The 18,788-nt window shown below is 66.6% G+C and carries 14 protein-coding genes and 1 pseudogene; 7 read left to right on the top strand and 8 right to left on the bottom strand.

Annotation, left to right across the window (positions count from 1 at the left end; all coding sequences use genetic code 11):
• Nucleotides 1-7: 7 nt before the first annotated feature.
• The 3 genes from lptE (at nt 8) to PSV38_RS17005 (ending at nt 3,135) form a co-directional block, all read left to right on the top strand.
• Entirely contained in the window at nt 8-586 is a 579-nt protein-coding gene (lptE, locus tag PSV38_RS16995; protein WP_300549497.1) for an LPS assembly lipoprotein LptE, read from the top strand.
• Between the two features lie 7 nt (nt 587-593).
• On the top strand, nt 594-1,661 hold the full coding sequence (gene holA, locus PSV38_RS17000) for a DNA polymerase III subunit delta (protein WP_300549498.1): 1,068 nt from the start codon (nt 594-596) through the stop codon (nt 1,659-1,661).
• Between the two features lie 118 nt (nt 1,662-1,779).
• Entirely contained in the window at nt 1,780-3,135 is a 1,356-nt protein-coding gene (locus tag PSV38_RS17005; RefSeq protein WP_300549499.1) for a condensation domain-containing protein, read from the top strand.
• A gap of 138 nt (nt 3,136-3,273) precedes the next feature.
• Here PSV38_RS17005 and PSV38_RS17010 read toward each other — a convergent pair whose 3' ends face one another.
• A complete protein-coding gene (locus PSV38_RS17010) occupies nt 3,274-3,441 on the bottom strand; it encodes a hypothetical protein (protein WP_300549501.1) in 168 nt (55 codons plus the stop codon).
• A 15-nt stretch (nt 3,442-3,456) separates the two neighbouring features.
• On the opposite strand from PSV38_RS17010, the gene PSV38_RS17015 reads away from it, so the two are divergent.
• Nucleotides 3,457-5,868, top strand: coding sequence for an EAL domain-containing protein (locus PSV38_RS17015; RefSeq protein ID WP_300549503.1), 2,412 nt, complete (start codon nt 3,457-3,459; stop codon nt 5,866-5,868).
• Nucleotides 5,869-5,880: 12 nt separating this feature from the next.
• On the opposite strand, the gene PSV38_RS17020 is transcribed toward PSV38_RS17015, so the two are convergent.
• Nucleotides 5,881-6,270, bottom strand: a complete 390-nt coding sequence (locus PSV38_RS17020; protein ID WP_300549505.1) for a thioredoxin family protein — start codon at nt 6,268-6,270, stop codon at nt 5,881-5,883.
• A gap of 170 nt (nt 6,271-6,440) precedes the next feature.
• Here PSV38_RS17020 and PSV38_RS20465 point away from each other — a divergent pair.
• Nucleotides 6,441-6,506 (top strand): annotated as a pseudogene (locus tag PSV38_RS20465) (hypothetical protein); the annotation flags it as partial.
• Nucleotides 6,507-6,517: 11 nt separating this feature from the next.
• On the opposite strand, the gene PSV38_RS17025 reads toward PSV38_RS20465, so the two are convergent.
• Both PSV38_RS17025 and PSV38_RS17030 read right to left on the bottom strand, forming a co-directional pair.
• On the bottom strand, nt 6,518-7,381 hold the full coding sequence (locus PSV38_RS17025) for a PEP-CTERM sorting domain-containing protein (RefSeq protein WP_300549507.1): 864 nt from the start codon (nt 7,379-7,381) through the stop codon (nt 6,518-6,520).
• A 71-nt stretch (nt 7,382-7,452) separates the two neighbouring features.
• Nucleotides 7,453-8,391 carry a LysR family transcriptional regulator gene (locus PSV38_RS17030; RefSeq protein WP_366526668.1) on the bottom strand — a complete coding sequence of 313 codons (939 nt, stop codon included), beginning with the start codon at nt 8,389-8,391 and terminating at the stop codon, nt 7,453-7,455.
• 103 nt (nt 8,392-8,494) lie between these two features.
• Between PSV38_RS17030 and PSV38_RS17035 the strand changes: the two genes are divergently transcribed.
• Together PSV38_RS17035 and PSV38_RS17040 are read left to right on the top strand one after the other, a co-directional pair.
• Complete coding sequence (locus PSV38_RS17035; RefSeq protein ID WP_300549509.1) at nt 8,495-9,139, top strand: NAD(P)-dependent oxidoreductase; 645 nt, start codon at nt 8,495-8,497, stop codon at nt 9,137-9,139.
• 123 nt (nt 9,140-9,262) lie between these two features.
• Entirely contained in the window at nt 9,263-11,731 is a 2,469-nt protein-coding gene (locus tag PSV38_RS17040; RefSeq protein ID WP_300549511.1) for an EAL domain-containing protein, read from the top strand.
• On the opposite strand, the gene PSV38_RS17045 is transcribed toward PSV38_RS17040, so the two are convergent.
• The 4 genes from PSV38_RS17045 to PSV38_RS17060 form a co-directional block, all read right to left on the bottom strand.
• Nucleotides 11,694-14,114: a DUF349 domain-containing protein gene (locus PSV38_RS17045; RefSeq protein WP_300549512.1), complete on the bottom strand. Its 2,421-nt coding sequence runs from the start codon at nt 14,112-14,114 to the stop codon at nt 11,694-11,696. The two genes, PSV38_RS17040 and PSV38_RS17045, sit on opposite strands and share 38 nt — an antisense overlap.
• A 91-nt stretch (nt 14,115-14,205) precedes the next feature.
• A complete protein-coding gene (locus tag PSV38_RS17050) occupies nt 14,206-15,660 on the bottom strand; it encodes an ATP-binding protein (protein ID WP_300549514.1) in 1,455 nt (484 codons plus the stop codon).
• Entirely contained in the window at nt 15,660-16,604 is a 945-nt protein-coding gene (locus PSV38_RS17055; RefSeq protein WP_300549516.1) for a hypothetical protein, read from the bottom strand. Before PSV38_RS17055 ends, PSV38_RS17050 begins: the two co-directional genes overlap by 1 nt.
• A gap of 17 nt (nt 16,605-16,621) precedes the next feature.
• Complete coding sequence (locus PSV38_RS17060; protein ID WP_300549519.1) at nt 16,622-18,775, bottom strand: TonB-dependent receptor; 2,154 nt, start codon at nt 18,773-18,775, stop codon at nt 16,622-16,624.
• Nucleotides 18,776-18,788 lie beyond the last annotated feature (13 nt).

Below are 18,788 nucleotides of genomic sequence, written 5' to 3' on the forward strand. Positions count from 1 at the left end.
GCCCAGCATGAACCGCCGCACCTTCACCCTGTCCCTGTTGACCTTGGCCACCAGCGCCGCCCTGGGCCTGAGCGGCTGCGGCTTCGAATTGCGCCGCGCCCCCAACCTGGCGTTCAAGAGCGTGCAGTTGACTGGCTTTGCCGCCAACTCGCCACTGGCCAGCGAACTGGCCAAGGCGCTGGAAGACGCCGGCGTGTCCGTGGTCGAGAGCACGGCCGCGGCCGCCGCGCAGCAGAACGTGCCGGCCAACATCGCCGCGTCCAGCCCCCGGGTCCTCAGCTCGCACGTGGTGCTGGAAGCCCTGTCGGACACGCGCGAACAGGCCGTCGCCTCGATCACCGCCTTCAGCCAGGTGCGCGACCTGTCGCTGCGCACCCGCTTCAAGTTCCAACTCACGCGCGCGGACGGCGGCAAGCTGATCGCGCCGACCGAACTGCTGCTGACCAACGACCTGCCCTACAACGAAAAAGACGCCCTGGCCAAGATCGACGAATCGGCCGCCATGCACCGCGCCATGCAGACCGACATCGTCCAACAGGTCATGCGCCGCCTGGCCGTGGTCCGGCCCGAGCAACTGGCCCCCTGAGCCCGGCATGCAACTGCGCCTGGACCAACTGGCCGCCCACCTGAACAAGGTCGGGCCCAGCGGCATCAAGCCCATCTACACCGTCTACGGCGACGAGCCCCTGCTCGCCCAAGAGGCGCTGGACACCATCCGCGCCGCAGGCCGGGTGGCGGGCTACACCGAGCGGCAGGTGCACACGGTGTCGGGCGCGTATTTCGACTGGTCGAGCCTGCTGGGCGCGGGCAGCGCCATGTCCCTGTTCGGCGACAAGCAGTTGATGGAGATCCGCATCCCGTCCGGCAAGCCGGGCAAGGACGGCTCCGTCGCGCTGCAAAGCTATTGCGAGCGCCACGCCCATGACGACAGCGTGCTCACCGTCATCACCCTGCCCCGGCTCGACAAAACCCAGACCACCAGCGCCTGGTTCACCGCGCTCGACACCGCGGGCGTGACCTTGCGCTGCGACCCCATCGAACGCCAGGCCCTGCCCTTGTGGATCGCCCAACGCCTGTCCGCGCAAGGCCAGCAGGTCGAACCCGGCGAGGAAGGCCAGCGCGCCTTGGGTTTCTTTGCCGACCGGGTCGAAGGCAACCTGCTGGCGGCCCATCAAGAAATCGCCAAGCTGGGCCTGCTCTACCCACCCGGCCTGATCAGCATCGCGCAGATCGAAGAGGCCGTGGTTGACGTGGCGCGCTTCAACGTCTTCAAGCTCAGCGACGCGGTGCTGTCGGGCCAGGTGCAGCGCACCCTGCGCATGATCGATGGCCTGCACGCCGAAGGCGAAGCCGCCGTGCTGGTGCACTGGGCCCTGTCTGAAGAGATCATAGCCCTGCACCGCGGCCGCGCGGCGCTGGACGCCGGCAAGCCCCTGCCCATGGTGCTGCGCGAGCAGCGCGTCTGGGGCCCGCGCGAGCGCCTGTTCGAACGCGTGCTGCCGCGCTTGAAAAGCCCCAACCTGGCCCGCCTGGTGACCGCCGCCAGCACGGTCGATGGCATCGTCAAAGGCCTGCGCCATCCCCAATGGCCCGAAGACCCGTGGGAGGCGCTGCGCCGCCTGGCCTTGATGCTGTGCCGCCAGATGGCCCCGCAAACCTGACCATGGTGCGGCGCACCATCGCCTGAACAGGCCGTGGTTGCGCTGGAAAATCCGCACGTCCTGCGCGCGGCCCACTTGCTATATTGCGGAACGATCCGCATTAAAAGAAAGGCCTCCCTTGAGCGACGGCGCCGTGGTTCCATTGAACCGATCCGAGCATTTGTACTGGGCTGGCGAGGGCTACCTGGGGCCGATCAACATGCCTTTCATGTTGCGCTTCGACCGGCCCGTCGAAGAAGCCCTGGTGCGCCAGGCCTTGCGCGAGCTGACCACCGCTTTTCCGCGCCTGCGTGGCGTGGTCACGCCCACCCCCTTCACCTACAAACTGCGCATCCTGCCCGACGACGCCTGGCTGGACCAGCTCTTCAACGACGCCTACCGGGTTCAGCTGGGCATTGACGGCGATTCGCGGTCGGCCCTGGAAAAATTCCACAGCGACGTCCTCAACGAAGCCGTGTCGCTGGAGCGCGGCCTGCCCTGGCGCGCCCGCTTCATCCCGCACCCGCAAACGCCGCTGCTGGTCTTCTCAGTGCACCACCTGATTGGCGATGGCCGCTCGGTGCTGCAGATGCTCACCGCCCTCATGGGGCGCCTGAGCGGCCACCCCATCGCCGCCTTCCCGCTCGAATCGTCCAGCATGGTCGCCGCCGTCAGGCCGGTCAAGTGGACGCAATGGCCCGCCAGCATCGCCGGGTGGTGGCGCAATGGCCGGCGCGATGCCCACAGCAGCCGGGGCCAGAAGATCATCACCCTGGCCAGCCGGCGCAGCCCGCGTTACACCACTACCAGCGTGCGTTACCACGAACTGCCCGCCACCTCGGAACAACTGCGCGTTCTGGCCAAGCAAACCGGGACCACGGTCAACAACCTGGTCGTCGCCCTGCTGGCCAACGCCTTCCTGGCCATGGAGCCCGACAACCCGAAGGCCGTGGCCGCCGTCCGCATTTCGGTTGACCTGCGGCGCTATTTCCCCAAGGGACAGCAACCCGAGTTCGGCAACTTCGTGTCCTCATTCACGGTGCGCTCTCAGCACCAACCCACCGTGGCGGCACAGGTCGAATCGGTGGAGGCCCAGGTCAAGGACCACATGTCGCGCTACGCGCGCCGGGAATACGCCCTGCCCCTGACCGCCTACGAATGGCTGCCCGTGATGGGCCGCACCCTCTACAGCCACTTCATCGTCCAGTCCAAGGCCAAGGGCTCGCTGCCCGTGCTGAGCTGCCATTTCACCAACCTGGGCAACGTCGACGCCATCCACCCGCCTGATGCCCAGGTGCGCCTGACGGAATGCTGGCCCGCCACGCTGAGCACCGCCTTGCTGCTGGCCCTGGTCAACCTGGGCGGCAAATTGTTTTTCACGGTCGCTTTTCAAAACGACGAGACTGACGAGCAAGCCATTCAGAAGCTGTTCCAGATCCTGGGCCAGCAGTTGCTCGCCATCACCTCCAACCCACCGCCAAGCCCGGCGGCGTGACAGCCGTCACGATTGAAGGGGCCCCGTAACACCATGACCACGCTCACGCCCATCAAGACCTCACCGCCAATGCCGATATTCCATGGGTCGGATAAAGATCTCTGGAGCAGTGAGGCGAGGTATGAAGCAGCGGTTCGATCAAGTCGGTGCAGCAGGCAGCAGGGCCCAGGTGAGCGTGCGTTCGGAAAGGCTGGCCTCCTCACCGGCCACCACCAGCCACCCCGGCAGGACGGTGGCCACGCCGGCCCCCACCAGCGGCGCCTGGCTGTCCGAAGCGCTCAGACTGTGGTGCACTGACCCCCACACCACCAACTGATCCTCATGCTGCCCGCCTTTTTCAACCCACGCCGCCTGCAGGCCCGCATCGTTGCGGTCTACCTCGGCCTGCTGATCGCGGTGCAGGCCGTCAGCTACTGGTTCATCCAGGACAGCATTGACCGAAATGCGCGTGCCTCCATCCACACCGAATTGCTGACCGGCGAGAAAGTGTTCCTGCGCCTGTTGAGCCAGAACGCCGACAACCTGGCCCAAGCCACGCGCGTGCTGTCGTCCGACTACGGCTTCCGCTCAGCGGTGGCCACGGGGGATCAGGAGACTCTGAAATCGGCCCTGAGCAACCACGGCGAGCGCATCAAGGCCAGCGCCGCCGTGTTCACCGACGACCAGTTCAATGTGCGCGCCAGCACCATCGCTTCGCCCGACCACTTCGTGGCGGCCGTGCAGCGTTATGCGCGCCAATCCATGGCTGCCGGCTCCGACCAGCGCCAGGTTGAAATCATCGACGGCCAGCCCTACCAGATCGTTGCCGTGCCCGTGCGTGCGCCCGCCATCATTGGCTGGGTGGGCATGGGCTTTCCGATTGGCGACAAGCTGCTGTCCGACATGAAAGGCCTGTCCGGCCTGGACGTGTCCCTGCTGCTGCGCAAGGCCGATGGGGATTGGAATGTCAGCCTGGCCACACTGGCGGCCACGGACTGGCCCGCCCTGGCCACCGCCTGGGCGCGACCCACCAGCGACGGCAGCCATGGCCTGACCTTGCAGGTGGCCAACACCGAGTACAGCGGTCACCAACTCATCCTGCCCGGCTCGCCCGGCCAGCCTCCCGTCACCGCCTTGCTCATGCGTTCGGTGGACCAGGCCCTGGCGCCTTACATGGAGCTCAAACTGACCTTGCTGCTGCTCAGCGCCGTCGGCATCGCCGTGTTCGGCTTTGGCAGCTACGTCACGGCGCGGCGCATCACCACGCCCTTGCGCATCCTGTCCAACTCGGCACGTCGGCTGGAGCGGGGCGACTATGGCGCCGAAGTGAAAATGTCCTCGCGCGATGAGATCGGCGAGCTGGCCCAATCCTTCGAGACCATGCGCCAGGCGATCCAGACCCGCGAAGGCGAGATCCGCCGCCTGGCCTATCAGGATTCGCTGACCGACCTGCCCAACCGCGAACAGTTCCGCCACGACCTGCGCCAGGCCATCGTGCGTGCCAAGGAAGACCAGACGCCGTGCACCGTGCTGCTGCTGGACATGGACCGCTTCAAGCACGTGAACGACGTGCTGGGCCACCGCTTTGGCGACCGCCTGCTGCGCTCCGTGGCCGAACGCCTGACCAGCGAAGTGCTGGGCGAGCGCGACGTGCTGGCCCGGCTGGGCGGCGACGAGTTCGCCATCCTGCTGCAAGGCACCAGCGCGCAGCAGGCGTACCCGGTGTCGCAACGCATCCTGCGCGCCTTCGAGCGCCCCATCACCCTGGACGACCACACGGTGGACCTGAGCGCCGGTGTGGGCATCGCCAGCGCGCCTGAACATGGCGTGGAGGCCGACACCCTGCTCAGTCGCGCTGAAGTGGCCATGTACGCCGCCAAGCAGCAGCAGGCTGGCACCGTCACCTACCACCCGGGTCTGGACTCCACCAGCGAAGAGTCGCTGACCCTGCTGAGCGAGTTGCGCTACGCCGTCGACAACCACCAACTGCGCCTGTACCTGCAACCCAAGATCAGCCTGCACACTGGCCAGTGCATCGGTGCCGAAGCCCTGATGCGCTGGGAACACCCCACGCGCGGCATCGTCCCGCCCATGCGTTTCATTCCCTTCGCCGAGCAAACCGGTTTCGTGCGCGTGCTCACCGCCTGGATCACCGAACAGGCGGCCATCGTCAGCAAGCAGCTCAGCGATGCGGGCATGCCCATGAAGATCGCCATCAACCTGTCGACCCGCGACTTGATGGACCAAGACTTGCCCGCCAAGCTGGACAAGTTGCTCAGCCAACACGGCGTCAACCCCAGCATGCTGGTGATGGAGATCACCGAAAGCGCCATCATGGACGACCCGCAACGCGCGCTGGTCACCCTGAACAAGCTGCACGCCATGGGCTTGAAACTGTCCATCGACGACTTCGGCACCGGCTACTCATCGCTGGCCTATTTGAAGCGCCTGCCGGTGGACGAGTTGAAGATCGACAAGTCCTTCGTGATGAACATGGAAAGCGATTTGCAAGACGCCAAGATCGTGCGCTCCACCGTGGACCTGGCCCACAACCTGGGCCTGACCGTGGTGGCCGAAGGCGTCGAGAACGCCAAGTCCTGGAAGTTGCTGGCCGGTTTGTCGTGCGATGAAGCCCAGGGCTTTTTGATCTCGCGCCCCATGCCCGCCGCCTTGTTCGCGAACTGGGCGCGCGACTGGGAGCCACCCGACACCACGCACGAGTGGCTGGGCACCGAGTTCGCCGCGATGATCTGAGCGCTCTTGAGCTCAAGCCCGTAGCGCGCGGGCCAGTGCCTCGTAAGCCCGAAGCTGGTCGGCAGGCATGCTGAGGGTCGCTGGCGAAGCGTTATTCACCAACAACGATTCGATCAAACGCTGCGCATCGCCCAGGCGGGGCAACACCGGCCCCGCGAACAAGACCCGCCCCCGGCATGCCACCACCAGCGTGGGAAAGGTTGCCACGTCAATGTCACCCACCAGATCGGACTCGTCTTCAATGTCGATCCAGCGGTAGCTGTGGCCAGGCAATGCCAGTTGCAAAGCCTTGAAAATCGCTTCGTACTCGCCACAGGTACCACACCAGGCTGCGCACAAGCACACCACGTCCAGGTCGGTCAGGGCGGTGTTCAGCGGGGTGGGGTCAGGTGCAGGGCTCATGGCGCCAAATATATACACCCCCGGTTCTTTTCGACGGCGCCAACTCGCGTGCAGAGGTCTTTGCCAACAACGTCAAGTACGCAGGCGGCCATCTTTCCGGCAATTGGTACAACGGCACGGCGTTCTCATTCTGGGCAATCCCTCAGCAGGGCTTGGATCCAACTTCGGCCATGCCCTCCAACATCGTGATCACGCCGGTCCCGGAACCTGCTCAACTGCTGCTCCTGTCCTTGGGCATGTCGTTGATCTATCTGCGGGCTCGCCAAACTGACAGGCCCAGCAAGCCCACCCCGAACAACACCAGGCTCGATGGTTCCGGCACGGGTGCATAACTGGCGCCACTGTCGGCCAGGAAGCTTGCACCAGGGGTGAGGACGGTGAGGCCAACCCGCGCCGTGTGGCCACCGTCGGTGGTCATGTTGCTGGGCTGCAAGATGCCCGCCTGGGCTGGCGGCGACATGGCGTGGGCCACGCCATTGAGCGAGTATCGAAGCGTGATCGTGCTGCCCGCGGCCGCTCGAAAGGTCCGCTGGGCACTCAGTACCTCGCTGCGGCCCGGCGGCGGCGGGGTGCCGAAGTAAGTGGCAGCATTCAAGCCCGACGAATACGACTGCCCGGCCAGCGGCAGGTAGTTGGAGCCGCCGATTTCGGCCTCCAGCCAGCCCCGCGATCGACTGGTGCCGGCAAAACTGCCGTGCAGGTTCAGCGATAGCTTGAACTCGACCCACTCCACGCCAGGCGGCGCGGTGAAGGTGACCTTGTCTTCGGCGTAGGCCATGGCCGCGGCAATCGAATCCCAGCCTTCGTAACCCCCGTAGTTGTCACTGCCCCGGGTTGAGGCGAAGGCAAAAACGTGCAGCGCACCGAAATCCGCCGCCACCGCATAGCTGGCTTGGCCCCAGTAGGCATCCGCGCGCTGCGCGGCGGTGCTGGGTCCGTCCTGATAAGGCCGGTAGTCGCTCACATTGATGTAATCAACGCCGAAACCGGCTGAGGCCGAGGCCTGGATGGAGGTCTGCGCGGCCACCGCTGCGCCACTGCACAGCGCCAGCACCACGGCGCCGATGACGGCTTTGACATGGTCAAACAAGGGGTCTGTCGAGCGTTTCATGGGCGGATCCTCTGAGTCTGGTTAGCAACAATCCAGATGATTTTGCGGGGCCCCATCGGTCAGCGCCATCCCTATAAATGCAGTCCCTCTTGGCTCGGTGAATAAACCGAAGCCGGCCACTGCGCCATGTGCCCCCGCAAAGCCTCCAGCGCCAAACGCACCTTGGCAGGCTGCGCACCACGCTGCGGCGTCAAGGCGTAGATCGGCAAAGGCGGCAACGACCAACCCGGCAGCACGGGCACCACGCGGCCTTCGCGCAGGGTGTCCACCGTGTCGTGCGCAGCCAGCACGGCCACGCCCATGCCCGCCTCGCACATGTGCTGCACCCACGATTGGCTGTTGCTGCTCAGGCGACCGCGCCAGGCGGGCTTGACAGCCACGGCCAGGCCCGAAGGGTCCAACAGGTTCAGGTGCGGCGCCACCCGGCCGGTGTTGAGCAGCACGGCATCGTGTTGGGCCAGGTCGTCGGGGTGGACCGGGATGCCGTGGCGCGTGAGGTAGCCCGGCGCCGCGCACAGCTGCATGCGCAGGTGGCCCAATGGCTGCGCCACCCAGTTGGAATCGGGCAGGCGGCCAAAGCGCAGGGCCAGGTCCACACGCTCGGCCACCAGGTCGGTGTACGCATCGTCGGCCAGCAGGTGCAGGCACAGTTGGGGATGGTGGTGGAGCAAAGGCTGCAAGGCCTGGCCCAGCACCCGCGCAAAGCCGGCCGGTGCGGTCATGCGCAACTCGCCAACAGGCGCGTCGCGCATCTCCAGCAAGGTCTGGCCGGCGCGGCGGGCAGCGGCCACCATGTCGGCGCAACCTTCGTGAAAACGCTGGCCAGCGGTGGTCAGGGCCAGCTGCCGGGTCGAGCGCACCAGCAGGGTCACGCCCACTTCCTGCTCCAGCGCTCGGACCTGCTGGCTGACCGCCGAGGTGGTGGTGCCCAGCGCGCGAGCAGCACCGCCAAAAGAGCCTTGCTCCACCACGGCGGCGAAGGTGGCCATGCGCTTGAGTTGGTCGATCACGTTTGTGCAGTTTTTCTAAACATTGAAAGCCCATTCTGAGGACTTCCGCCCGAATTGTGAAGCTCATATGGTTGAGTCATTGCAACGCACTGGAGAGATCACCATGAAGATCGCATTGATTGGCGCCACGGGGTTTGTTGGATCGGCCGTGCTTGCGGAATTGCTCCGCCGCGACCACCAGGTCACCGTGCTGGCCCGCCATCCTGGCAAGCTCGCTCCCGCCGTCGGCCTCACCGTGGTCCAGGCCGACGCCCAGAACGCCGATGAGGTGGCCCACGCGGTCAAAGGCCATGACGCCGTGGTCAGCGCCTACAACCCGGGGTGGGCCGTGCCCGACCTGCACGACCAGTTCCTGCGCGGCGCGCGCGCCATCGTGTCGGGCGTCAAGGCCGCCGGGGTCCAGCGGCTGCTGGTGGTCGGTGGCGCAGGCAGCTTGTTCGTGGCGCCCGGCGTTCAGCTGGTGGACACGCCCGAGTTCCCGGCCGAGTGGAAGCAAGGCGCCCTGGCCGCGCGCCAGGCCCTGACCGACCTGCAGGCCGAGTCATCGCTGGACTGGACCTTCGTGTCGCCGCCCCTCATCCTGGAACCTGGAGACCGCACCGGCCACTACCGCCTGGGCCGCGACGAGCCCCTGCAGGCTGCCGCGGGCGGGTCGGCCCGCATCTCTACCACCGACCTGGCCGTGGCCATCGTGGACGAGCTGGAAAAAGCCCGGCATGTGCGGCAACGTTTCACGGTTGCCCATTGATCCCGAGCTGTCAAATCCGACAGACCCTCAAGTCAGTTCCACCTCGGGCCGATATGAGTGGGGCCAAGGTGTCGTTGCGAATGGTGCATTGCTCGACACGATGGCCTCCACTTGAGGGACCTCATGCCACAGCACCTGCCCACCGTCACCGCGAAGACCAGCCTTGATGCCCAGTCCCATTGGGACAGGGCGCAGTCCATGGCCCAGATCGGCTCGCTGGAGTTCGACTTCGTGGGCCAGACTTCGTTTGTGTCGCCACGTTTGTGCGAGATGCTGGGCCAGCCCATCGGCTGGGCACCCTCTGCCCTGGAGCTGCTGCGCCTGCACCCCCAGCATGAGCAAGACAACATCCAGCAACTGTGGCGCGGGGCCTTCACGCATCGGCGCACCCACATTCAATACCAATGCTCGGTGATCCATGGCGGACAAACCCGCCACCTGCACTACCAAGGCGAGATCAGCTACTCGGAAGACGGCGAACCCACGACCCTGTTTGCCGTGGTGCAAGACCTGACCCAACACAAGCAGTCCGAGACCCTGCTGCAAGCGGGCAGCAACCTCAAGGCCCTGGAAGACGCCACGCCCGACACCATCGCCCACTTTGACCTGGAATGCCGCCGCACCTACGTGAACCCGGCCATGCTGCGCCTGAGCGGCGTGCCCGCCGAGGCCTTCCTGGGGCGCCGCCCCACCGACGACTCCGACAGCGAGCAAGCACGCGGTCTGGAAGCCGAGCTGCGCACCTGCATGAGCGAAGGCACCCGCCGCCGCTATCTCTACACCTACTACTACTTCAATGAACGCGGCATGATCCGCGGCATCGCCGACCTGGCCATCGTGCCCACGCGCAATGAGCAAGGCGAGGTGATCGGGGCCTTCACCATTGGCCGCGACATCTCCGCGCTCAAGGAAGCGCAAGGCCAGCTGGAAGACGCACAACGCATGGCACGCATTGGCCACTGGAGCCTGGACCTGGTGCTCAAGCAAGCCCAGATCAGCAGCGTGGGCCGCGACCTGCTGGGCCTGCCGCAAGACCGGGACCTGAGCTTCAACGACCTGCTGGACTACTTTCCCGCCGGACAGGTCAGCAGCAACGTCGAGGCCTACCGCAACGCCGTGGAACAGCAGCGCACCGAGTTCCGCCACGACCACAGCCTGACCGGGGCCAACGGCTCGCTCAATGAACTGCACAGCTGGGTGCGCATCGAGTACACGGACAAGGGCCGGCCCGTCCGCGTGATGGGCGTGACCCAGGACCTGACGGCCTTGAAGACGCTGGAGCGCCAGACCCACCAACTGGCCTACTACGACGCCCTGACGCACCTGCCCAACCGCGCCATGCTGCGCAATGCGCTGCAGCAGGCCATCTCCGACTCCACGCGTCACCAGCTCACCTTCGGCCTGGTGATCCTGGGCATCGACCACTTCCAGAAGGTCAACGACTCGCTGGGCCAGCCCACGGGCGATGCCCTGCTCAAGGCCATTGCCAACCGCTTGAGCCAGCACCTGCGCGGCTACGACACGGTGGCGCGCATTGGCGGCGACGAATTTGCCATCGTGGTGCCCAAGATCCGCCAGGCGCTGGACGTGGGCGTGACCCTGAGCCACCTCAAAAATGCCTTCCGCGCGCCCATCCACCTGGGCGACACCGAGATCATGGTCACGGCCAGCGCGGGCATCTCTGTCTTCCCCTTTGACGGGGTGGCGGCCACCGAGCTGATCGCCCATGCCGATGCGGCCATGCACCACGCCAAGCGTTGCGGCCGCGACAACTTCCAGTACTACTCGCCCGAGCTGACCAGCAGCGCACGTGAACGCCTGAAGATTGAAAGCGACCTGCGCAAGGCCGTGGTGCGCTCAGAGCTGGAGCTGTTCTACCAACCCAAGGTGGATCTGTTGACCGGTGAAATGGTGGGCGCCGAAGCCCTCATGCGCTGGCGCCACCCCACGCGCGGCCTGGTGCCCCCCGACCAGTTCATCAGCATCGCGGAAGACACAGGCCTGATCCTGGGCATGGGCGAGTGGGCCTTGCACACGGCCTTCGCGGCCACCCAGAAATGGAATGAGCACGCCGCCAAGCCCCTGAAGATCGCGGTGAACCTGTCGCCCAAGCAGTTCTACAACAACGACCTGGTGGCCACGGTGTACGCGGCCATGGAGGCCACTGGCTGCAAGCCCGAATGGATCGAGCTGGAGATCACCGAGAGCCTGTTGCTCAACGACCCCACCGACATCCGCGCCACCTTGCAGCGCCTGCACCAGATGGGCATCAGCATCGCCATCGACGACTTTGGCACCGGCTATTCATCGCTGAGCTACCTGGCGCGCTTTCCGGTCAACGTGCTCAAGATCGACCGATCCTTCATCCGCGACCTGACGAGCAATCGCGACAGTGCCGCCCTGGTGCAGGCCATCATCAGCCTGGCCCGTGGCTTGCGCATGACCCTGGTGGCCGAAGGCGTGGAGACCGGCGCCCAGCGCGACGAACTCAAGGCCCTGGGCTGCGAGCTGGCGCAGGGCTACCTGTACAGCAAGCCCGTGCCGGTGGACGACTTCACCGCCCTGATGGCGAACTGGAAGCTGGCGGGTTGATCGTCCGGAGCCCGGCAATCAAGCCGTGCAGCCGCTGACGCTGCGGGGCATTCAAGCCAGCCTGGCCAATCGCCTGCGCGGTCATCTGATCGATGCTCAGCGCGGCCGCGACGCGCGGGGCGCCCCCTTCCAGTGCAGCCTTCAAGGCACGCAGCTTGAGATCGCGTCGGCTGCCCTGATGCTCTGCGGGTGAGGGCAGATCGAGCGCGGCTTCCAATTGCAGCAAGGCCTCGTCCATCGCGCCCTCATCGGTCGGGGCCAATGCACGCCCGCCCTCTGCGGCAACGCAGGCTTTGCGCTGCACCAGGGCCTGCTCCCACGCTGGAGGCAGGGTCGGCAAGGCGGCCCAGCGTTCGTCCACATCGGCATGGCCCTCGGGGCTGCCTGGCGACTCCAGGGCCTCGCACAGCATGAGCTTGGCGTACAAGGCATCGCACGTGGCCTGCCAGGCACGCCGGGCGCTGTCGGCCACGATGGCTTGCGCCGCGGCACGCGCCGCCCGGAACCTCGACTCCAGCGCGGCGGCTTGCGCCCTGGGCGCTTCGCCCGCCTGCTGCCAGGCCGCGTCCAGCTGCCTCAAGGCCTGCTGCACATCGGCCATGGGGCTGTCGGGTGCGATGGCCTCCAGGCGCTCGATCAGGGTCTGGCGGGCGGCCAGGTTGGCTTGCAGGGCTTCGTCGCGGGCATTGAAGGCGGCTTCGCGCTGGGCAAAGACGGCATCGGTGGCGGCCTTGAACTGGTCCCACAGCGAGGCCTCGATGGGGCGTGCCAGCGGCAAGGCGCGCGCATGGCCTTGCCACTCGGCTTGCAAATCCCGCACCTGTGACAAGCGCTCGGCCGGGTGCAGGCGGCTGTCCTGACTGAGGGCCTGGGCCCGCGCCACCAGGGCTTCGCGCTCGGTTTGCGCCACACGCCGGGCCGCCTGGAGCGGGGCCTCCAAGCGCGCCACGCTGGCGGCCAGGCGCGCTTGCAAGGCTTTTTGCGCCTTGCGCGGCACGGTGTGCTCCACGGGGCCCAACTTGCGCCAGGCCTGGTGAAACTGGTCCAAGGCGCGGACCAGGTCTTTCCAGGGTGAGGGGTCCACGACGGCGTCCAGCGTGTCCAACAAGCCAGCACGCAGTTCCAGGTTGGCCTGACGATCGGACTCCAACTGCGCCAAGTGCGCGGCGACCGGCAGGTAGGCGATCTGGAGGGCCGCGTCGAAGCGCTCCCACAGGGGCTGGCTGGTGGCGGCCGCCAGCCGATCGAGCTCTTTCCAGCGCTTTCGCAAATCATCAATGGCCTCGGCCTGCGCGCGGGCTGGCAGGGGAGCACCGCCTTCTTCCGTGGCCGCTGCCGTGGCTTTGGCCAGGGACTCCGCCTCGGTGACCAGCTCATCCCGGGCCAGCCCGCCGCTCCACTGCTGCCAACCCTTCATGCGGCCCGCCTCGGCTTGCACGGCCTGCAGGCGGGCGCGGTGCGCGGTGTCCATGCCCTGGTCGGACAGCCGGTCCAGGTTCATCAGCTGCTGCTGCACCTGCTTCAAATGTCCTTCAGCCAGCGCCGTTTCGGCCTGCCACAAAGCGGCTTCGATCGTCGCGCTGTGCTCGGCTGTGGGCACCTTGGGCGGCTGGCGGGGTGACACGCGCTTGGCAGGTGCGGGCGCTTGCGCTTCGGTCAGGTCCACCACCGGCGGCTCATCGGACGATGTCGGCATGATCACGCCCTCAGGCACGGCGGACGGCGAATCGGCCAGGCGCGTCAGTGACGCCTCGGCCAAGGCCTGCGCCTCCAGCGCTTGGCTTTGCGCGAGGGCCGCCGCGGCCGATGCCGCCTCGGCCGCCGCCACCAGGGCCGCCGCCTTCTGCTCGCTGTGCGCCTGCATGGCCGCAGACAGTTGGGCCGACAAGGCCGCGTACTCGGCCTGGTGGGCGGCCGAAAGCAAGTCGGCGTCCAGCGCTTGCCAGCCACGGTCGAACTCGACCAGGCGGTTGACCGGGATCACGGGGGCGTCCAGCAGCAGCGCAGCGGTGCTGATCAAGGCGCTGGCACGCTCGGCCACCGCCCGCGTGGCCTTGGCGTGGGCATGGCGCTGCCGGGCCAACTGGTGGACTCGGCGGTCGTGGGTCCGAAACTCACGCTCGGCTGATTTCAAGCCCGCCTCGGTCGACAGTGCCTGCACGGCGGCCAGCTTGAGGTCGGCCGTCGGCGCTTCCTTGGCCAGGATCAGCAAGGCGGCGTCATCCCCCACCGCGCGGTCAATGCGGCCCGACCACACCGAGGCCACATTGGCGGCCGCCTGCCTGGCCGCCGAAGCTGCTGCAGCCGTTGGGGCGCTGGCCGCAGGCTGGGCATCGATCGCAGGTGGGCTTGCTTTTTTCTTCTTGAATATCCAGCTCAACATGGTGTGGCGCGTCTCGGTCGGGGCAAAAGGCCGATGGTGCCAGCGTTTTGCACGGCCAGGGGCTCGGCCGCCCACAAACTGAGGTCGTCTGTCAGTGAGCGGGCAAGGGCAGCGTCACGCACACGGTGGTCCCCTGCCCTGGCGCCGAGGTGACGCGCAGCTCGCCACCCACGGCCGCCACCCGTTCGCGCATGCCAATCAGGCCAATGCCGGTGCTGCGCGGCGACTGGGTGTCAAAGCCCCGGCCGTTGTCCTTGATCACCATGCGCAAGTGCCCCGTCCCGGGCAAGGCGCTCAAGGTCACCGAGGTGAGCGTGGCATCCGAATGCTTGGCGATGTTGTTGAGCGCTTCCTGCGCCACACGGTAAGCCGGCATGGCCAACTCGCCGCGCACATCGGGCAAGCCGGGCTCGGCCTGGAAGGTGAAGCGCGCCACCGGGTGGACCTGGTCGGCATGGCGCACCAGCTCTTCCACGGCGCCGGCCAGGCCCAAGGTGTCGATGACCTCCGGGCGCAGGCGCTTGACGATGTCACGCGTGGTGGCATAGATCGATTGCGCCGTGGCCGCGATCCGGGCCGCATCACCCTGCATCTCCGCATCGCCCCGAGAACGCGCCCGCGCCACCAAGGCACTGGCCTCCAGCCGAACCGAGATCAGGGCCGCGCCCAGGTGATCGTGGAGGTCCAGCGCAATGCGTCGGCGCTCCTCTTCGACCAGGGCATTGCTGCGCACGATGAGTCGGCGTTTGTCGGCATCGGCCTGGCGGGCCAGGTTCACCGCCTCTTGCAACTGCCGCGTTCGCTTGGCCACCTGCTGCTCCAAGTCGTGCCGCGCCGTGTCCAAGGTCTCGGCCATTTGCACGATGGTGGTCTGGAGTTCACCCAGCTCGCCTTCATGGTCGGTCCCCAGGTGCACGTCGAAGCGGCCCTGCCGGATCGATCGCAAGGCCGACATCACCGAGCTCAGCGTGTCACGCAAGCGGCGGGCCAGGCGCAGCCCCACCAGGCAACTCAACACCGCCGCGCCCAGCACCAGCGCGAAAGCCACCAGCAGGGCGCGGCGCTTGGCCTCGAAGATGGGCGCGGGCGACATGGTGACGCGCACCTGGCCAATGACACGATCTGCCCTGGAGGCCGGTGGCGTTGGCGCGGGCTCAAACACATCGATCTCGGGCAGCGACTCGATGCGGATGGGCACCTCGAAGGTGTTGTACTCACGGGGCATGGTGGCCTGGCAGACCGACACCACGGCCTGACGGTCCGCGCCGGTGATGTCGATGCACGCGATGCTGGGGTCGGCCTCAATCAGGTGACGCAAAGTGGTTCGCAGGTAGGCCACGTTGCCCGACACCAGACCATACTGGCTGCTTTGCGCCAAGGCGGTCGCGACGAGTTGCCCCCGCGCGGCCACGTCGCGGCGCACATCGCCTTGAGCGGTGATGTACAGCGTGGCCGCGACCGCGATGAACATCACGCTGGCCGGCAACACGGCAATGGCCAGCAGCCGCGCCGCAATGCCCCAGCCTTGCCAGAATCGGCCGCCCATCATCCGGCCCGCCCCGGGGGTCGGTTGCCCAGGCGCAGGATGCGTTCGTTCAGGGGCACGCCCAGCGAGCGGGCCACACTGTCATTGACCACCACCCGCCAGTAATGGGGGAATCGGGGCTCAGGCAACGCTTCGGCGACCGCTTGCGACATCAGCGGATCGAGCAGGTCCACCAGATCGGCCACCACGTCATCAATGGCGCAGTAGGCGGTGGCCAAGGTGCCCGCCGCCACCGTCGCCGCAGAAAAACCCACCACCGGCATGCCGCGCCGGTAGGTCGACTCCAGGATCGAGCGCAAGGTGTCAGGGGTGTAAAGCACGTTGTCGGGCACGGCCAGCAGCACCTGAACGCCCCGCAGCCGGGTGAGCGACCGGACCACGTCCGCCGAGGGCGCCACGCGCTCCACCAGCAGGTCCATCCCCGTGCTCGTGGCAGCCTGACGCAAGGCCCGCTCCAAGTACGCCGACGCATCGGACAAGAGCACGCCCACCGTGGCCCGGCCTTCAAAGATGGCCGATATCAATTGCAGCTGGGCCAGGGGCGAAGCTTCGGCATGGATGGCCGTGACCGAAGCCCGCTCACGGCCGGTGTCCTGCGCCAACAGCTGCCGGTAGGCCTGGCTGGACGCCAGCACCGAGATCAAGGGGCCTTTCAGGCCCGTATCAAGCGCACGCCGCAATCCCGCCGAACCGATCGCCAACTGCATGACGGCAGCCGCGCTTCGCCTTGCATCGGCCAGCTCGGCCTCGACCACCAGCCCCGGGTAGCGCAGCTTCAGGGCCTGCTGGATCTGGCGCCCCGACGTGGCCTCCGGGCCCATGACGATGCGCAATTCGCGCGGCGCCCCTGTGGCGGCGTGCAGCGATCGGCCACACAGACAAGGCACGCACCCCAGGCCCGCCAGGATGCGCAAGGAGTGTCGGCGAACCGGATCCGGCGTCAAGGCAAATGCCTGCTGGGCTAAAAGGCCACACGGACCTGGCCGTGGATGCCAAGTCGCGATTGGTAGGTGGACGAGTAGTAGCGATGGGCTTCCAGGAAGACGTTCACCGTGGGCGTGTCCAGGTAACTCAAGGTGAGGGACAGCGAACCGGGTTGGCCATCGAGCGAGAACAGGCGCAAGACCGTCAGGTCGCTGCGGCTGTAGCGGACCTCATTCACACCATCACCGCTGGAGCCGTAATATGCCGCCGACACCCGCCAGGCGTCGGACACGGCCGCGCTCACACCCAAGGCCCCACTGTGCCGGGAGTACTGCGCCATCTCCTCGGGATGGGTGGCATCGCGGTTGAGCAGATAGGCATAGCTGAGCCAGCCCGACCAACGTCGCGAAGGATCCCACCGGGCCTGCAACTCCGCCCCGGTCAGGCGCACCCCGCCAGTGTTGTCGGGCGTGAACTGGGAGACGGCGACACGCCCGGCGATCAGGTGACTCAAGCGGTCATCGAACACGCGGGCATCCAATGTCAGGCCCATGGGCCGCAGGATCAGGAGGTAGCCCAACTCACGTGACCAGATCTGCTCGCTGGACAGCGTCGTCGTGGCCTCCGAGGCCGCAAGCAGCCGCCCGCTGGTGGCGCCATCGATCGGCACGCTCAGGTCGGTCATGGTGTAGCTCCATTTGCCCAGCTGCTCGAACAGGTCGGGCGTGCGCGTACCACGGGAGACCACCGCGCGCAGGGTCTGGCTCTGCGACAACCGCACATTGAGTGCCGCGCGCGGCGAGAAAGTGTTGCCGCTGAGCGAGTTGTACTCGCCATAGCCGCCCAGATTGGCGGTCAACCAGTCCATGGGGCGGTACTCGGCGTGCGCGAACACCCATTGCACGTTGTTGCTGACCTGGCCACCAAAGTAAGTTTCGCTGCTCGCCCTTTGCCCGCGTAAGCCCAAGCCCGCCACGAAACGCAATGCGTCGGACGCGACGTAAGTGTCCTGGAACTCGATCTGCGTGCGCGATTCCGATCCGTTCTGGTTGAGCTGGCCGCACGTGGTGTTCACCAACGCGGCCAGCCCACCCAAGCCCGACAAGCGCGTGAGGATCTGCTGGGCCAGTTGATCATCGCGTGCCGTTCTGTTGTCGGGCGCCGGGCCCCCTTGCAACATGGCCAAGATGTAGGCGGGATTGGACTTGTACAGCTCACCCACCTCGGGCCAAAAAGCCACCTGCGGCCAGCAGGACAGCCATTGTTGCTTGGCACGCGTGGACGCGTGCGAAATGTCCACCTTCAATTCATGCGTGGATGACAGCGACTTGGTCCAACGCGCGCTGAGCTGCCCCACCTGGATCCGCTGATCAGGGTAGGTGGACTGGTAGAGATCGGATGAATCATCCAGCTTGCCACTCACGTGAGCGGCCTGAACATCCAGGGATGAGCCATCGCTCAGCTCATGCAGGGCACGCACGTTCAGGCGGTGCAGCTTGGTGCTGTCGTGCGCGCCGCCCACATAAGAGATGGCGTCGTAACCCGAGTTGCGCTGGGTGCTGGCCGAGACGCGCAGGCTGGTCGAGCCCACGGTGGTGGCCAAACGCACGGTGGTGTTCAGGGTATCGCGCGAGCCGGCCGTCACGGACACCAGCGCGCGCTCCACGTCCTTGGGGTGCTTGGTCAGGATGTTGACCACGGCCATCATGGAGTTGGGCCCATAGGCGGCCGAGTCGGGACCCCGGATCACCTCGATGCGGTCAATGTCCTCCAGGGCCACCGGCAGCACGCTCCACTCCACCTGCGAGAAGGCCGGCATGTAAGCCGACACCCCATCGATGAGCACGTTCAAGCGCCGCGGAACCACCGCGGCCGTGCCGTGGAAATTGACGCGGTAGTCATTGCCCCGCGCCTGCGAGACCGCCATGCCCGGCACCATGCGCAAGGCCTCCTCAACGCTGGTGATGCCATGGCGCCGCAGGGTCTCGGCCGTGATGATCGTGACGCTGGCAGGCACATCGGCCAGCGACTGACGCAATCGGGTCGGCGTGATGACCACCGGGTAGGCCGCGTCGCTGAAGTCGATGTCGGGCTCTGCAGCGTTCGCCGCGGTGCAGGCCAAGCCGGACAACAGCAGGTGTGCACCGCACAGAATAGAAACAAGCCGGGAAAGGTACTGCTTGAAATTCATGGAACAGCAAAAA

The sequence above is a fragment of the Aquabacterium sp. genome, assembly GCF_029946005.1.
Classification (GTDB): Bacteria; Pseudomonadota; Gammaproteobacteria; order Burkholderiales; family Burkholderiaceae_C; genus Aquabacterium.

Excerpts from the sequence above, each read along its gene's own strand:
- lptE (WP_300549497.1), top strand. The coding sequence starts at position 8 with ATGAACCGCCGCACCTTCACCCTGTCCCTGTTGACCTTGGCCACCAGC.
- holA (WP_300549498.1), top strand. The coding sequence starts at position 594 with ATGCAACTGCGCCTGGACCAACTGGCCGCCCACCTGAACAAGGTCGGG.
- PSV38_RS17015 (WP_300549503.1), top strand. The coding sequence starts at position 3,457 with ATGCTGCCCGCCTTTTTCAACCCACGCCGCCTGCAGGCCCGCATCGTT.
- PSV38_RS17020 (WP_300549505.1), bottom strand. The coding sequence starts at position 6,270 with ATGAGCCCTGCACCTGACCCCACCCCGCTGAACACCGCCCTGACCGAC.
- PSV38_RS17025 (WP_300549507.1), bottom strand. The coding sequence starts at position 7,381 with ATGAAACGCTCGACAGACCCCTTGTTTGACCATGTCAAAGCCGTCATC.
- PSV38_RS17035 (WP_300549509.1), top strand. The coding sequence starts at position 8,495 with ATGAAGATCGCATTGATTGGCGCCACGGGGTTTGTTGGATCGGCCGTG.
- PSV38_RS17040 (WP_300549511.1), top strand. The coding sequence starts at position 9,263 with ATGCCACAGCACCTGCCCACCGTCACCGCGAAGACCAGCCTTGATGCC.
- PSV38_RS17045 (WP_300549512.1), bottom strand. The coding sequence starts at position 14,114 with ATGTTGAGCTGGATATTCAAGAAGAAAAAAGCAAGCCCACCTGCGATC.
- PSV38_RS17050 (WP_300549514.1), bottom strand. The coding sequence starts at position 15,660 with ATGGGCGGCCGATTCTGGCAAGGCTGGGGCATTGCGGCGCGGCTGCTG.
- PSV38_RS17060 (WP_300549519.1), bottom strand. The coding sequence starts at position 18,775 with ATGAATTTCAAGCAGTACCTTTCCCGGCTTGTTTCTATTCTGTGCGGT.